This window comes from Parathalassolituus penaei (assembly GCF_026626885.1).
Lineage (GTDB): Bacteria > Pseudomonadota > Gammaproteobacteria > Pseudomonadales > Oceanobacteraceae > Oceanobacter > Oceanobacter penaei.
In genome coordinates this window covers 49,062-64,275 of the sequence record NZ_JAPNOA010000019.1, presented here as the reverse complement: position 1 = coordinate 64,275, position 15,214 = coordinate 49,062, and the positions used below count along the sequence as shown (strand labels likewise).

Sequence of the window (15,214 nt, the reverse complement as noted above, 5' to 3'; positions counted from 1 at the left end):
CTTGATCCGAAATAAAAACACCAACGCCCGCTTTTGCGGGCGTTGGTGTTTTTGAGCCCGAGACTCGAACGAGGGTGATGCTTCGAGCGAGGGTTATGGTTCGAGCGAGGGTTATTCCGTCTTATCGCTCAGAAACCGCCGAACCACACTGGTGAACAGCTCGGCTTTTTCGGCATGTGGCCAGTGGCCGGTTTCAGCGATGATCTTGTAGGTGGCCTTCGGGAACCAACGCAGAATTTCCTGCTGATAGTCCGCCACAATGTAGTCACTGTTGCCGCCCTTGATAAACAGGGTCGGGCCTTCGAACGGCTGTTGCAGTTGTGGGGCGCGGCTGATTTCCGTGTATTGCTGGTCGAGTGCGGCCAGATTCATACGCCAGCCAAAATGCTCACCATCGCGGAACAGGTTGGTGAGCAGAAATGCTCGCACCGATGCCTCGGGGATGTGTTCGGCCAGAATCCGGTCGGCTTCCTGACGCGACTTCAGCGTCTGGGTATCCACCGATTTCAGACCAGCAAACACGCCGCTGTGGTGGTTTGGATAACTCACGGGGGCAATGTCGGCAACGATCAGGCGAGCAATCGGGCTGTTGGCTTCACAGGCCAGTTGCATGGCGGCCTTGCCACCCATCGAATGACCAAGCAGGTCGACCTTGTCATAACCCAGATCGTTAATCAGCAGTCGCAGGTCGGCGGCCATCAGTGGATAACTGATCTCGGCGCTGTGTGGGGAGCGGCCGTGGTTACGCATATCAACGGTAATCACCTGAAACTGGTCTGCCAGTGCCTTGGTCTGGGCTCCCCAGTTCTGCAACATGCCAAACAGGCCGTGCAGAATCAGCAAGGGTTGGCCTTCACCCTGGACTTGGTAGTTGAGTTTCAGTGCGGACATACAGGCTCCTGTCAGAGGCTAATCTGCCCGATGCTGATCCGGCAGAGTGTGATACATGCGGCGGGGCGTCATTCGCCGCCGGCGCGCAGTATCGCAAGACTGGCCGATCAGGAACAGGGTGGGCGTCAGTCCAGACGCTGCGGCGGCAGATAAATCGTGAAGTGATTCAGCGGTTCGATCAGTACGCTGTAAGGCGTTTGCTGTTCGCTAATGGAAACCAGCCCGAGGCGGTCGAGCAAGTCAAAACGGGCACTGCGCAGTTGGGCCGGTTGCACTTGCAGACGGTCGTGCCAGACCCGATAAGTACCCGGTTGGCCATCGCGGCGGTAATAAAATCCGGCCAGCGGGTGCGTCAGGTACAGCAGCGCAGTGCTGGTATCGGGGAAACCGGGGAAGTTGAAGTGTTCAGACCCTGTCTGGAACAGCTCAACCTCGGCGCTGGCCCATTCTGAGTCGGTGCGCATGTAATAGCGCTGGTAACGACCGCTGGCCGGGTCTTGCTGGCAATCGAAACGGATCGTGCCCGGATGCCAGGGCAGCTGCCACAGGAAACGTGGCACCAGTAACGTCCAGGAATCCAGGGTGGTGCCGAGAAACCACACCGCCCGTTCGCCGCTCTGGCGGTCGATGATGTAAATCCGGTAGTTGGTCTGCCCCATGGTAAAACGCGGGAACGGGAATACCGCCGAAGTGAAATCCACATCCACAAAGGGCACAGCAGAAATCAGCCCGCATTCAACTCCGTTCACCATAACCGTATCGAGCTGGAAACGTTCTGGCATCAGGCCATCAAAACGGTGCGCCGGAACAGCCCAGGTAATAATCGCAAAGTGCTGCAGACCACAGTCGATATCAATCCCGGATGGGGTTGGGCGCGGCAACAGATAATCGGCAAACTCACGGGGTTCCTGCATGGGGGCTCCTTACGGCGGACATCGTTCAGCATACTCAATCAGCATACGGTGAATGGCTGCCAACAAGTGTGATCCGTTGACCAATGTCTGGCCTGGATAATCTCTACCAAATATCCGGCCATACAATACAGAACAGCCAATACCGGGCATAAAAAAAGCGGCTGGAATCAGCCGCTTTTTCGGGTCTTGCTTCGAGCTCGGGACGTCGATCAGAACGGGATGTCGTCGTCGAAATCGTCGAAGTTGTTGCTTGGCTGTTGCGCCGGTTGTGGTGCCTGCTGGTAAGAAGGAGCAGGTGCAGCCGGACGCTGTGGCGCTTGCTGGTAACCTTGGTTGTAACCGCCCTGAGCAGGAGCCTGGTTGTAGGCTGGCTGCTGCGGTGCCTGTTGTGGTGCTTGTTGTGGCACCTGCTGCGGTGCTTGTTGTGGCGCCGGGTTGTAACCCTGAGCCGGAGCCTGACCGTAGGCTGGCTGTTGTGGAGCCGGTGCCTGGTAAGACGGTTGTTGTGGTGCCGGAGCCTGGCCGTACGCTGGCTGCTGAGGTGCTGGTGCCGGGTTCATCATGGCCGCTGCACTTGGCTGCTGGTAACCGCCACCCATGCCACCGCCCATACCACCGGACATGCCGCCGCCCATACCCATGCCGTCGTTGGCGCGGTCGAGCATCATCATGTCGTTGGCAACGATTTCAGTGGTGTAACGTTTGATGCCGTCTTTTTCCCATTCGCGGGTTTTCAGGCGACCTTCAAAGTAGGCACGTGAGCCTTTTTTCAGGAACTGCTGGCAGATTTCGGCCAGTTTTCCGTACACCACCAGACGGTGCCATTCGGTTTGTTCAACCTTCTGGCCAGTCTGTTTGTCCATGTAACTTTCATCGGTAGCCAGGTTGACGTTGGCAACGGCATTGCCGTTCGGCATGTAGCGAACTTCCGGGTCCCGGCCCAGAGTACCGATCAGAGTAACCTTGTTAACGCTGCGACCCATGTGTTTCTCCTGTTGACTCAATAATGGCCAGTGCTAGTTGCTGGTCGAATTCACTGGCATTCACTTTCAGATAAACCGCACCTTCCTCCGGCAATTCAATCAGCTCGGAGACCCCTTTAAGGGCGGTTAATGCTCGATATTGTATCTGGTTTAACGGCGCCTGAATGGTCAAACGCACACTGTTGAGATGATGTGGCGCAGGAGTAGCCATCAGCACCAGTGCCCACACCACCACCAGGGCGGCGAACAGCGCAAACAGCACCTGATAACCATAGTGACTCATCAGACTGCCGCCAATGGCGCCGCCGCAGAAGGCACCGAGGAACTGCATGGATGAATAGATACCCATGGCGCTGCCTTTGGAACCGGCTGGGGCAATTTTGCTCAGCCACGATGGCAGGCTGGCTTCCATCAGGTTAAAACCGAGGAAATACACCAGCAGCAGGGCACCCCAGTGCCACACGGCATGGGCCTGGGTCATCAGCACCAGGGCGATGATGATCAGCATTGCGGCGATCAGTACCACCTTTTTCATTTGGCGACGTTTTTCCGCAATGATGATCAGCGGCACCATCAGCACAAAGGCCAGCAACAGCACCGGCAGATACAGATGGCTGTGATTGCTTTTTTCCAGACCGAGCTGAGTCAGTTGCAGTGGAATGGCAACAAAAATAGCGACCATCAGAGCATGCAGTAAAAACACGCCAGCGTTTAATGGCCACATGCGCAAATTAGTGAGCTGTTTGGCAACTTCACTCCAGACCGCCGTGGCATCCCGATGTCGGGTTCTGGGCGGATTGGGAATCACCAGCAAGGTGACCAGTACACCACCAATGGCCAATGCACCAGTCATGCTGAAAATCAGGCTGAGGCCTCCGAGGCCCGATAACCACGGGCCGAGTACCAGGGCGACCGAAAACGACAAACCGATGCTGGCACCAATAAAGGCCATGGCTTTCATGCGGTTGGTTTCGTCGGTGAGGTCGGTTACCAGCGCCATGATGGCACTGGCAATGGCACCGCCACCTTGCAGGGCGCGACCGGCGATCAGTTGATAGACGTTATCGGCAGAAGCGGCCAGCAGGCTGCCAGCAGCGAAAATAAGCAATCCCACCACAATCACCGGTTTACGGCCAATGCGGTCAGACAGGGCTCCCGCCGGAATCTGCAGCAGTGACTGGGTCAGTCCGTAAACCCCCATGGCCAGACCCAGCAGGGCCGGTGTGGCATCGGTCAGTTTCAGGCCGTCGATCATCATCACGGGCAGAACCATAAACAGCCCCAACATGCGCAGAGCGTAAAGGGCAGCCAGTGAGCCGATGGCGCGCTGGTTAACGGGTGAAGTATTCGGAATCATGAACTATTACCGGGTAACAATGGCATGTACGGTGAACAGGCACGGCCGACGCTAAAAGGCCTCGCCACGAAAAAGCGCGGTAGTTTATCAGTAATCTGCGCGGATGATGAGTTAAACCCCGGAAGCATGGACATTGTTCTCCGGGATAACCTGACAACTGGCCTGAAGGTCAGGCTGTGGTGGTGGGGCAATTCCGTTAGACTGTGCTCTGACCAGGAAGCGTGCCCTAAGGGCTGGCAAAGGCTATCAAGGAGGATATATGGCCACTTCAGATCCTGTTCTGTTCCGCATTCAACAGTTGGTAATGGTTGGACGACGTAACCTCGACAACCGCGTTCTGCTCGAAACCTTGCGTATGCACATGGATGGAACCGAGTGTTTTATTCTCGACGACGATGACTTCCGTCGTTACCTGTTATCCGATCAGCTGGAAACCTCTCATGGCGGCCTGATGGTGCTGTTTGATTGCACCGGTGAACGCTCGTCGCAGCTGGTACCCTTGATGGAACTGGCGTTTGCTAACGCCTGTCAGCCGCTACTGGTGTTGTATCAGTGTGGCATTGGCACGGGGTCGGAAAATCTGATCAGCTGGCCTGGAGTACGAGGCTTCTTTCATGACACCGTGCTGGCCGCTGACATGCTACGTGGTCTTGATGCTATCTGTGCCGGTGAGTACTGGATTCCGCGCTTGCTGGTGATTCGTCATCTTGAGCAAACCCGCATCAAACCTGATCGTCGGCAGGCACTGGATATTGGCCTGACACCACGCGAGGCGGAAATTCTGGTGCAGCTGTCGGGCGGTTATTCCAATCAGGACATCGCCGACCGCCTCGAACTGAGCTGTCACACCATCAAAACTCACGTGTATAACCTGTTCCGCAAGGTCGGGGTGAGTAATCGCGTGCAGCTGGTGAACTGGGCTCGTGAGCATCGTTTTGATGACTGTGATCCGGGCATGTTGCGGCTGCTGGTCACCGCACCGCTGAATCCGCTCGAACCAGAAGTCGAAACGGAATCACACAGCTCGGAAGCCTGAGTCGCAGAGTTCCAGATTCTGGACATTGCCACCGGGCTGTCGCCGCTGTAACTCCTGACGGCATCCTTTACAATGGTCCTTTTGCCACGGTGAAGCGCAGCATGGACAAGATTCTGGTCAGGGGTGCCCGGACCCACAACCTGAAAAACGTTGACCTCGACATTCCCCGCGACAAGCTGGTGGTGATTACCGGCCTCAGTGGTTCCGGCAAATCATCCCTGGCCTTCGATACTCTTTATGCGGAAGGCCAGCGCCGTTATGTGGAGTCGCTGTCGACCTACGCGCGCCAGTTCCTGTCGGTGATGGAAAAGCCCGATGTCGACCTGATTGAAGGTCTGTCACCGGCCATTTCCATCGAACAGAAGTCCACCTCGCATAACCCGCGTTCCACCGTCGGCACCGTTACCGAAATCTATGACTACCTGCGTCTGCTGTTTGCCCGGGTTGGCACACCGCGTTGCCCGGATCATGGTGTGGCGCTGGAGGCCCAGACCGTCAGCCAGATGGTCGATGGCATCATGGCGCTGGCAGAAGACAGCAAACAGATGATCCTCGCGCCGGTGGTGCGTGACCGTAAGGGCGAACACCTGCATGTGTTCGAAAGCCTGCGTGCCCAAGGCTTTGTGCGGGTGCGGGTGGATGGTCTGGTATGTGATCTCGACGATACCCCGGAACTCGACAAGCGCCGCAAACACAGCATCGAAGTGGTGGTGGACCGTTTCAAGGTGAAAGACGGTATTCAGCAGCGTCTGGCCGAGTCCATTGAAACCTGTCTGGAGCTGAGTGGTGGTCTGGTGCTGGTGCAGTCGATGGATGACGACAAGGCCGAGCCGTTGCTGTTTTCCTCGCAGTTCTCTTGCCCGCACTGTGGTTACAGCCTGTCCGAGCTGGAGCCGCGCCTGTTTTCGTTCAACAACCCGGCCGGTGCTTGCCCGAGCTGTGATGGTCTGGGCGTCAAACAGTACTTCGACCCGGAGCTGGTGGTCGTTGATAGCAGCCTGTCGATCAGTGAAGGTGCCATTCGTGGCTGGGATCGTCGCAGTGTTTATTACTTCCAGATGATTTGTGCGGTCGCTGACCATTACGGCTTTGATATCAGCGCGCCGTTTGCCTCGCTGTCGGCGGCGAACCGCGAACGTATCCTGCGCGGCAGTGGTGACGACGAAATCAACTTCGTTTATGTGAATTCCCGTGGAGACCAGATCATCAAGTCACACCCGTTTGAAGGTGTGCTGACCAACCTCGACCGTCGTTACCACGAAACCGATTCGGCGGCGGTGCGTGAAGAACTGGCCAAATACCTGAGTGTGCAGCCGTGCCCGGCCTGTGAAGGCTCACGCCTGCGTCAGGAAGCTCGCCACGTTTTTATTGGCGACAAGACCATTCACGCCTGTACCGCTCTGGCGGTGGAAGACGCACACCAGTATTTCACCGGCCTCAAGCTGGCCGGTCACAAGGGCGAAATCGCCGAGAAGATTCTCAAGGAAATCCGTGAGCGTCTGAGTTTTCTGGTGAACGTGGGTCTGGAATACCTGACCCTGAACCGCAGCTCCGACACACTTTCCGGTGGTGAAGCCCAGCGTATTCGTCTGGCCTCGCAGATTGGTGCTGGTCTGGTCGGGGTGATGTACATCCTCGACGAGCCGTCGATCGGTTTGCACCAGCGTGATAACGACCGTCTGCTCAAGACCCTGTTCCACCTGCGTGACCTCGGTAACACCGTATTGGTGGTGGAGCACGATGAAGACGCCATTCGCAGCGCCGACTATCTGATCGACATTGGCCCCGGTGCCGGTGTTCATGGTGGCCAGGTGGTGGCCAAGGGCACTCCGGCCGAAGTCACCGCCAATCCGGATTCCGTCACCGGCCAGTATCTGTCCGGTCAGCGTGCCATCGAGGTACCGAAAAAACGTACCCCGTACGATCCAAAAAAAGAGCTGATCCTCAGTGGCGCACGCGGAAACAACCTCAACAACGTCACCGTCAAACTGCCTCTGGGTTTGATGACCTGTGTGACCGGGGTATCCGGTTCCGGCAAATCGACTCTGATTAACCGCACCCTGTTCCCGTTGGCATCGACCGCGCTGAACGGCGCGACCACGCTGAAAGCTGCCGAACATGACGGCATTGAAGGCCTGAAGTTGCTCGACAAGGTTGTGGATATCGACCAGAGCCCGATTGGTCGTACACCACGTTCCAACCCGGCGACCTACACCGGTATTTTTACGCCAATTCGTGAGCTGTTTGCCGGTACCCAGGAATCGCGCTCCCGTGGTTATACGCCGGGCCGCTTCTCGTTTAACGTCCGTGGTGGCCGTTGTGAGGCTTGTCAGGGCGACGGTGTGATCAAGGTGGAAATGCACTTCCTGGCAGATATCTACGTGCCGTGTGATGTTTGCCATGGCAAACGTTACAACCGCGAAACGCTGGACATCCGTTACAAGGGCAAAAATATCCACGAAGTGCTGGAGATGACCATCGAAGACGCCCGTGAATTCTTCGATGCCATTCCGGCGCTGGCGCGCAAGTTACAGACTCTGATGGATGTGGGCCTGAGTTACGTCAGACTGGGACAGGCGGCGACCACACTCTCCGGTGGTGAGGCGCAGCGGGTGAAACTGGCGCGCGAACTGTCGAAGCGGGATACCGGCCAGACCCTGTACATTCTGGATGAGCCAACCACTGGTTTGCACTTTCAGGACATCGAACAGCTGCTGGCGGTGTTGCACCGACTGCGTGACCACGGCAACACCCTGGTGGTGATTGAGCACAACCTGGATGTGATCAAGACCGCTGACTGGATTGTGGATATGGGCCCTGAAGGTGGTTCCAAAGGTGGTTATATCATCGCCGAAGGCACACCGGAGCAAATCGCCAATTGTGAGCACTCGCATACCGGCAAGTTCCTGAAACCCCTGTTAGAGCGTCAGGCCGGATAAGCGTCGGCTCTATAACCGCCGTTTTATACCGGCGCGTTTTGTGAGCCATGTTTGCTGGACGACTCAGTCGTCCAGCAAACCCGGATCGCGCTTTTTCATTCGGTACGCCAATGCTGGCCGGGTTAATCCCAGCTGGCGGGCGGCACTGCTGACCACCTGTTTGTTGCGCTGCAACGCCTTGCTGATCAACAACTCCTCCAGATCATCCAGACTTATTCCGGCATCGAGAATGGCATCGGCCAGTTGCTCGCGGCCGGTGAGTGGGCTGTGCTCGCCAGCCTGCGCGGTTTCGATGCGGCCATCCCGGCTCAACACATTCAGTGGATGACTCGGTTCGGTTAACGACGGGAAGAAGTGTTCAATTTCGATGGCGCGATTGTGGTCGGTCAGGATCACGCCGCGTTCGATCATGTTTTCCAGCTCACGCACATTGCCCGGCCAGCTGTAGTTCAGCAGCATACTCATGGCACGGTCGGTGACACCCTGGGTGTGTTTGCGGTACTCGCGCTGATACTTGTCGAGGAAGTGCTCCACCAGCAACGGAATGTCTTCAGTGCGTTCGCGCAGTGGCGGAATCCGCACCGGGAATACGTTGAGGCGGAAAAACAGATCCGCGCGGAAGCGGCCGTCCCGCACTGCCTGTTCAAGATCTTCGTTGGTGGCGGCCACCACCCGGACATCCACCTTGCGGGTCATGCTGTCGCCAACCCGTTCCAGTTCACCTTCCTGCAATACCCGCAACAGGGTCGCCTGCGCGCGCGTGGTCAGTTCGATCACTTCATCGAGAAAAATGGTGCCACCGTTGGCGCGTTCAAACTTGCCTTCACGAGCGGCATGAGCACCGGTGTAAGCGCCTTTTTCGACGCCAAACAGTTCAGCTTCAATCAGATCGGACGGAATACAGGCGCAGTTCACCGCCACAAAGGGCGCATTGGCGCGGTCGCTGGCGCGATGAATATTGCGCGCCTGCACTTCCTTGCCAACACCGGTTTCGCCCAATAACAGAATGGTCACCTTGCTGCTGGCGGCACGGTTGACCATGTTGCAGGCATCCTTGAAAGCCCGTGAACGGCCAACGGTGGAGAAGGGCAATAATTCATCGTGGGAACGGCGGTCGAGGCTGGTTTTTAACTGGTCGAACTGGCTGCGCAACAGCTCCAGTTCATCCAGATGCTCATCTGGCGCCAGATACCGTTCCAGTTCGGCGCGGTCCGGCCATTCGTGGGCGGGTTTGCCGATGTTGATACAGAGCTGGTCGCCACAGCCACAGCAGGCCGTTTCCTTGAACAGGATTGGCCGCCCCATATAAAAGCTGGTGTAACCGCTGGCATATCCCAGCAAGGTCCAGCACACCGCGTCATGGCTAATGCCATGACTGTGAATGTGGTGTTCGGCTTCCCATGAATGGTGCCAGTGAAACTCGCCGTAGTAGTCGCCGCTGGCCATATCAAAACGCAGATCGACCGGTGTGCATTTCACCAGACCTTCCAGCTTGTGCAGCTGCGGGCCAACACAGAAGGAATCCCGTGATGACAGGTCCGGGCGCACCCGCCGTGCCAGCTCGGCATCGAGGCGACCGGCGTTGTAACCGAATCGCATCAGCACACCCTTGGCGCGTTCCATGCCCAGCAGACGGATCAGTTCATTACGCAGTTGCCCCAATACCTGGGCGTGAATCAGCACCATACGGGCTTCGTTCAGCCAGATGTGGCCGGTATCCGGGTCAAACTGGATTTCGTGGCGGAGGTCGTCCGCGCTTGGTACGGGAATCGGGGTCGTTACACTCATCGTTTTTTATCTTTATTGGCTGAGTCGCCAGGGCTTTACCCTGTTGTAGAAATTTATCATATCGTTAATCACCGAGAGCGATTGTTCTTTTGGTAAATAGTCAGCGGGAATTTGAAATCCTGAATATGGGCGGAACTCGTATCGAGTCGTCTCATGAAGATTCTTTAAATATCTTATTTTTCAAATGGTTATGTTTTTTCACTAGAATCCACGATTGCAGAAATGGTGCACTGGCACAGGCATTGCTCAAGTGATGAGTACTGAAGCTCGAGATGATCGGATGCTTCAACCAACACAAGAGATCCCCCGGCATGATCAATAACAATAAAGAATGTGATCAGGCCGCCCGTGCTCATCAGATCCGGGTGGTCAATGCCAGCAAAGGGTTTGTGTCCCGCGAGGACACCAATCTGCTGGTCAGTATGGAACGCGCCAATCAGTCCCACGTGCTGGTCGGTTGTCGCGGCGGCGGCTGTGGCAAATGCCGCATCCAGGTGCTGGAAGGCGATTACCAATCCAAAAAAATGAGTCGCGCTCATATCCACCCCGGCGAGCCTGAACAGGGCATCGTTCTGGCGTGCCGGATCTTCGCGCGCAGTGATCTCACGATTCAACCTCTGGCAGCCGAACACTGAACGTTCTGTTTGCCTGCTTTCGCCAACAATAAAAACACCAAAGGAAGTTCCTATGAAATACGGAGTTATGCGTCCCGGCCATGTCCAGATTCGTGTACTGGATCTGGATGAAGCGGTACGCCACTACTGTGACCTGATGGGCATGATCGAGATGGACCGTGACGACCAGGGGCGGGTTTACCTGAAAGCCTGGACCGAGGTGGATAAATACTCGGTGGTGCTGAAAGAGTCGGATGAAGCCGGTATGGACTTTATGGCCTTCAAGGTTGTGTCCGAAGACGTGCTGGATACCCTGCGCCACAAGCTGGTGGACTATGGTGTAGCGGTCACCGACCTGCCTGCCGATGAGTTAAAAGACTGTGGTCGCCGTGTGCGTTTTACCGCACCAACCGGACACCAGTTCGAGCTGTTCGCCAGCAAGTTGCAAACCGGCAAGTGGGGCATCAACAAGGTTAATCCGGAAGCCTGGCCACGTGGTCTGCAAGGGATGGCGGTTACCCGTTTTGACCACTGCCTGCTGTACGGGCCAGATGTTCCGGGCACCACCCGTCTGTTCCAGGAAGTGCTGGGTTTTGATCTGGGTGAGCGGGTGATCACTCCGGATGACAGCCAGACCCTGATTGGCTCCTTCCTGACCGTTGGTATGAAAGCCCACGACGTGGCGTTTATCGAACATGCCGAGCCGGGCAAATTCCACCACGCCTCGTTTTTCCTCGAAACCTGGGAAGACGTGTTACGCGCCGCTGACCTGATCTCCATGACCGACACCCCTATTGATATCGGCCCAACCCGTCATGGCCTCACCAACGGCCGCACCATTTATTTCTTCGACCCATCCGGCAACCGCAGTGAAGTGTTTGCCAACGGCAACTATCACTACCCGGACCATGAACCGGTGACCTGGACCGCGGATCAGCTCGGCAAGGCGATTTTCTATCACGACCGTGTCCTGAATGAACGCTTCCTGACCGTGCTGAGTTGAGTCTTACCTGACGAAAACAACACCGCCGACCTGAAGTCGGTGGTGTTGGTGTGTCGGTTGGTGTGTTCGGGGGTGATGTCAGAAAAGGCGATTGCCATCAGCGGCCGTTAAACAACCAGGGGCGGAACCAGCGGGTCATGCGCGGCATGGCGACGTACGACATCAGCACCATCACCAGAGCGGTGACCAGCAACGTACGCAGCAGTAATGGCACCTGTTGTAACCAGGGGCCAAAGATCAGAAAGACCAAGGTGACAATCGGATATAAGGCCATCCAGCTGACCAGGGTCATCTTGTAACGGGGTGGTGGCGCGATACTGACCGTGCGGACAGGCAATTCGAACCAGCCAGCAATGCCGTAACTGATGTCCCGTTGCGTCGGTGAGCTGAGAAGTGTCTCGATTCGTCCAACCAATGTGGATCGCTCGGGGGAGTCGTTCCATATCTTGAGCTGCTGCTCATTGGCGAATCGGAATATGATGCGATATTCAGGGTCTTCAACAGTTGCTGGCCGGAATAAGTTGCTGCCCTGATAACCGTCGAATTGACTGGCGGCCTGGGTCAGGCGTGTACAGAGGTCCTCGAACTCCGCTTCGTGGCCGGGTTTTACACGCCGTGAAATAACAACCGTAACGGCTTGTTCGGAATTGCTGGACAGGCTGTTCATAAGAGTGCGCTGCTATAAACGGATATTTCCGATATAGTGCAAATATCCGGCGCCGGGCACCAGAAATATTTAATAATAAAGACGGGATCTCTGTATCCCGTAAACGGGGGGAAGATGAATTACCAGGATTTGTATTTTTTTATCAAGGTCGTGGAAAAAGGCAGTATTGTTGCCGCCTCCCGTTATCTGAATGTCCCGACCTCAACCCTGAGTCGCCGTATCCAGGCGTTTGAAGATGATCTGGGTTACAAACTGATCCATCGCAGTGCCAAAAAGTTTGGTCTGACGGAATCCGGCCAGCGTTTGTATGGCAGCGTTGCGCATACCGTACAAGACCTTGAAACCCGTATTGAAGACGTGAACAGCGAGCTGTCATCGCTGTCGGGAGACATCAAGATCACCGCCCCGGTGAGCCTTGGTCATCACTACGTCAAACAGTGGGTTTTTGAGTTTATGCAGGCTAATCCACGTATTACCGTGGAGACGTTTCTCTCTAACGAAAACGTCGATCTGGTGAAAAACAGCATCGATATTGCCTTCCGGTTAGGTAATGTGACTCTTAATGACTGGGTATCCAGACCGCTGTTCCGTTCGGCGCTGGTGCTCTGTGCTTCGGCGTCACTGGTACAGCGGACTGGCCAGCCTGAGCATCCGTCAGACCTGCATCGGGCGCCGCTGATTGCCCTCAAACGTACCCCTGTGTGGCGCTTTCACAAGGATGGCGATACCGAGATTCTGGTGCCCAAACCCTACCTGCGCACCGACGAAATCCAGTTCGCCATGGACGCTGCCCGTGAAGGTCTGGGGATCGCCTGTTTGCCACGATATGTGGTGAATGACGCTCTGGAAAACGGTGAATTGGTCGAGCTGTTACCGGACTGGCAAATGGACGAACGCCAGGTCAACGTGATTTATCCACACCGCGAAAGCCTGCCGGTGAAAACCCGGGCCTTTATTGATTTTGTGGTGGCCAAGGCCGCTGCGATGCGCAGCCCGCAGGCGACTCCGGAAGTGCGTTCTCGCGTTACTGAAAACACCGTTTAAACATCCTGAAAACGGGAAGGCCAGCTCCCGTTTTTACCGGTTTTATCCCCCATGGCGGGGGATATACTGAGTTGAAAATCCGTTGCAGATATAACGATGTGATATGCACGTCGGTGTACTCTTCTGCCTCTTATAAGAAAAGGAAACCATATGAACGAATTCCGACACTTTATTAATGGTGAATATGTCGCGTCCCTGAACGGCAAAACCTTTGAAAATCGCAGCCCGGTGGATAACAGCCTGATTGGTCTGGTTCACGAGGCCGGTCGTGAGGAAGTGGACGCTGCGGTGAGGTCGGCCAAACGTGCCCTGCGTGGCCCGTGGGGCAAATACACCCAGGCTCAGCGTATCGCTCTGCTGAACAAGGTGGCGGATCGTATTAACGAACGTTTTGACGAGTTCCTCGCCGCCGAATGCCGTGATACCGGCAAACCACGCAGTCTTGCCAGTCACATCGATATCCCGCGTGGTGCTGCCAACTTCAAGGCGTTCTCGGAAACCCTGGCCAACCACCCGACTGAAAGCTTCCGTCTGGATACACCCGACGGCAAAGGGGCCATGAACGTAGGCCATCGCACGCCAAAAGGCGTCATTGCGGTGATCTCGCCATGGAACCTGCCGCTGTTGCTGATGACCTGGAAAGTCGGCCCGGCGCTGGCCTGTGGTAACACTGTGGTGGTAAAGCCATCGGAAGAAACCCCGGCAACCACAACCCTGCTGGGTGAAGTGATGAACGAATGTGGTGTACCGGCCGGTGTGTTTAACGTGGTACACGGATTTGGCCCTGACTCTGCCGGTGAATTCCTGACGACTCACCCGCTGGTGGACGCCATCACCTTCACCGGTGAAACCCGCACGGGTGAAATCATCATGAAAGCGGCCGCCTGTGGCCTGCGCAACGTATCACTGGAGTGTGGCGGTAAAAACCCGGGCATTGTGTTCGCGGATGCCGATCTCGAAAAAGCGGTGGAAGGCACCATGCGTTCCGCCTTCGCCAACTGTGGTCAGGTGTGTCTGGGTACCGAACGGGTGTACGTCGAGCGCCCGGTGTACGACCGCTTTCTGGCGCGTATGAAAGAAGAAGTGGCAAAACTGAAACTGGGACGTCCGGAAGATGCCGCCGCCAACTTCGGCCCGTTGGTGAGCCTCGAACACCGCGAAAAAGTGGCTTATTACTACAACCTTGCGCGTGAAGAGGGCGCGACCGTGGAAATTGGCGGTGGCATTCCGGATATGGGCGACGCCCAGCTGAATCAGGGCGCCTGGATCGAACCAACCATCTGGACCGGTCTGCCAGACACCGCACGTGTGGTTAACGAAGAAATCTTCGGACCTTGCTGCCATATCCGTCCGTTTGACTCCGAAGACGAAGTCATCGCCCTGGCCAACAACACCAACTATGGACTGGCCGCCGCCATCTGGACCGAAAACACCTCCCGCGCGGTACGGGTTGCTGAGCAGATCGAAGCCGGTATCGTCTGGGTTAACTCCTGGTTCCTGCGCGACCTGCGCACGGCCTTTGGTGGTGCCAAACAATCCGGCATCGGTCGTGAGGGTGGGGTACATGGTCTGGAGTTCTACACCGAACTGAAGAACATCTGCATCAAGCTCTGAGCGTCGAGCGTCTGGCGTCTGGCGTCTGGCGTCTGGCGTCTGGCGTCTGGCGTCTGGCGTCCGACGTCCGACGTCCGACGTCCGACGTCCGACGGCTACTCGGCTTGTTAATTGGCGAGGCTGCTTGCCCTCTTGGGGGACCTTGTCCCCCGGCCGGGCGGGCCTCCCCCTGCTTTTGCCCGACTGGGCTCGTTTACCCGGTTTTCACCGACAACGGCTGTGCGACCCCGCTCAGATGGCACATCCCTGTGCCAACTGAGCTGGCGGGGCATCCATGCCCCGGCCGGGTCGGCCGTTGCGGTGAATCCCGGCTCGCCCAGATGGGCATTTTGTAGCCACCGTCGGTGGGCAAAGCTGGTGTGGA

At 56.5% G+C, this 15,214-nt stretch carries 12 protein-coding genes; 6 read left to right on the top strand and 6 right to left on the bottom strand.

The window, feature by feature from the left end; all coding sequences use genetic code 11:
* Window positions 1-111: 111 nt before the first annotated feature.
* From OUO13_RS06100 to OUO13_RS06085, 4 genes are all read right to left on the bottom strand, one after another.
* On the bottom strand, window positions 112-891 hold the full coding sequence (locus OUO13_RS06100; protein ID WP_346429338.1) for an alpha/beta fold hydrolase: 780 nt from the start codon (window positions 889-891) through the stop codon (window positions 112-114).
* Window positions 892-1,016: 125 nt separating this feature from the next.
* Window positions 1,017-1,805 (bottom strand): DUF2071 domain-containing protein, encoded by a 789-nt coding sequence (locus OUO13_RS06095; RefSeq protein WP_283172972.1) that lies wholly within the window; start codon window positions 1,803-1,805, stop codon window positions 1,017-1,019.
* Between the two features lie 209 nt (window positions 1,806-2,014).
* Window positions 2,015-2,788, bottom strand: coding sequence for a single-stranded DNA-binding protein (gene ssb / locus OUO13_RS06090; protein WP_283172971.1), 774 nt, complete (start codon window positions 2,786-2,788; stop codon window positions 2,015-2,017).
* Window positions 2,772-4,145, bottom strand: a complete 1,374-nt coding sequence (locus OUO13_RS06085; RefSeq protein WP_283172970.1) for an MFS transporter — start codon at window positions 4,143-4,145, stop codon at window positions 2,772-2,774. The genes ssb and OUO13_RS06085 overlap by 17 nt, the downstream gene beginning before the upstream one ends.
* Window positions 4,146-4,404: 259 nt before the next feature.
* On the opposite strand from OUO13_RS06085, the gene OUO13_RS06080 reads away from it, so the two are divergent.
* Together OUO13_RS06080 and uvrA are read left to right on the top strand one after the other, a co-directional pair.
* Window positions 4,405-5,181, top strand: a complete 777-nt coding sequence (locus OUO13_RS06080) for a helix-turn-helix transcriptional regulator (RefSeq protein WP_283172969.1) — start codon at window positions 4,405-4,407, stop codon at window positions 5,179-5,181.
* A gap of 101 nt (window positions 5,182-5,282) precedes the next feature.
* Window positions 5,283-8,120 carry an excinuclease ABC subunit UvrA gene (gene uvrA, locus OUO13_RS06075; protein ID WP_283172968.1) on the top strand — a complete coding sequence of 946 codons (2,838 nt, stop codon included), beginning with the start codon at window positions 5,283-5,285 and terminating at the stop codon, window positions 8,118-8,120.
* Window positions 8,121-8,183: 63 nt separating this feature from the next.
* Here the strand turns inward: uvrA and OUO13_RS06070 are convergent, their stop codons facing one another.
* Entirely contained in the window at window positions 8,184-9,908 is a 1,725-nt protein-coding gene (locus OUO13_RS06070) for a sigma-54-dependent Fis family transcriptional regulator (RefSeq protein WP_283172967.1), read from the bottom strand.
* 311 nt (window positions 9,909-10,219) lie between these two features.
* Between OUO13_RS06070 and OUO13_RS06065 the strand changes: the two genes are divergently transcribed.
* Together OUO13_RS06065 and OUO13_RS06060 are read left to right on the top strand one after the other, a co-directional pair.
* Window positions 10,220-10,543 (top strand): 2Fe-2S iron-sulfur cluster-binding protein, encoded by a 324-nt coding sequence (locus tag OUO13_RS06065; RefSeq protein ID WP_283172966.1) that lies wholly within the window; start codon window positions 10,220-10,222, stop codon window positions 10,541-10,543.
* A gap of 52 nt (window positions 10,544-10,595) precedes the next feature.
* Window positions 10,596-11,525 (top strand): catechol 2,3-dioxygenase, encoded by a 930-nt coding sequence (locus OUO13_RS06060; protein ID WP_283172965.1) that lies wholly within the window; start codon window positions 10,596-10,598, stop codon window positions 11,523-11,525.
* 97 nt (window positions 11,526-11,622) lie between these two features.
* Here the strand turns inward: OUO13_RS06060 and OUO13_RS06055 are convergent, their stop codons facing one another.
* Entirely contained in the window at window positions 11,623-12,192 is a 570-nt protein-coding gene (locus OUO13_RS06055) for an antibiotic biosynthesis monooxygenase (RefSeq protein WP_283172964.1), read from the bottom strand.
* Between the two features lie 114 nt (window positions 12,193-12,306).
* Here OUO13_RS06055 and OUO13_RS06050 point away from each other — a divergent pair, with 114 nt between their 5' ends.
* The gene (locus OUO13_RS06050; protein WP_283172963.1) at window positions 12,307-13,236 is read left to right on the top strand and encodes a LysR family transcriptional regulator; all 930 of its coding nucleotides are present in this window, start codon (window positions 12,307-12,309) and stop codon (window positions 13,234-13,236) included.
* Window positions 13,237-13,386: 150 nt separating this feature from the next.
* The gene (locus OUO13_RS06045) at window positions 13,387-14,850 is read left to right on the top strand and encodes a 2-hydroxymuconic semialdehyde dehydrogenase (protein WP_283172962.1); all 1,464 of its coding nucleotides are present in this window, start codon (window positions 13,387-13,389) and stop codon (window positions 14,848-14,850) included.
* Window positions 14,851-15,214: the final 364 nt, after the last annotated feature.

Excerpts from the sequence above, each read along its gene's own strand:
- OUO13_RS06095 (WP_283172972.1), bottom strand. The coding sequence starts at position 1,805 with ATGCAGGAACCCCGTGAGTTTGCCGATTATCTGTTGCCGCGCCCAACC.
- uvrA (WP_283172968.1), top strand. The coding sequence starts at position 5,283 with ATGGACAAGATTCTGGTCAGGGGTGCCCGGACCCACAACCTGAAAAAC.
- OUO13_RS06050 (WP_283172963.1), top strand. The coding sequence starts at position 12,307 with ATGAATTACCAGGATTTGTATTTTTTTATCAAGGTCGTGGAAAAAGGC.
- OUO13_RS06080 (WP_283172969.1), top strand. The coding sequence starts at position 4,405 with ATGGCCACTTCAGATCCTGTTCTGTTCCGCATTCAACAGTTGGTAATG.
- OUO13_RS06045 (WP_283172962.1), top strand. The coding sequence starts at position 13,387 with ATGAACGAATTCCGACACTTTATTAATGGTGAATATGTCGCGTCCCTG.
- OUO13_RS06085 (WP_283172970.1), bottom strand. The coding sequence starts at position 4,145 with ATGATTCCGAATACTTCACCCGTTAACCAGCGCGCCATCGGCTCACTG.
- OUO13_RS06070 (WP_283172967.1), bottom strand. The coding sequence starts at position 9,908 with ATGAGTGTAACGACCCCGATTCCCGTACCAAGCGCGGACGACCTCCGC.
- OUO13_RS06060 (WP_283172965.1), top strand. The coding sequence starts at position 10,596 with ATGAAATACGGAGTTATGCGTCCCGGCCATGTCCAGATTCGTGTACTG.
- ssb (WP_283172971.1), bottom strand. The coding sequence starts at position 2,788 with ATGGGTCGCAGCGTTAACAAGGTTACTCTGATCGGTACTCTGGGCCGG.
- OUO13_RS06055 (WP_283172964.1), bottom strand. The coding sequence starts at position 12,192 with ATGAACAGCCTGTCCAGCAATTCCGAACAAGCCGTTACGGTTGTTATT.
- OUO13_RS06100 (WP_346429338.1), bottom strand. The coding sequence starts at position 891 with ATGTCCGCACTGAAACTCAACTACCAAGTCCAGGGTGAAGGCCAACCC.
- OUO13_RS06065 (WP_283172966.1), top strand. The coding sequence starts at position 10,220 with ATGATCAATAACAATAAAGAATGTGATCAGGCCGCCCGTGCTCATCAG.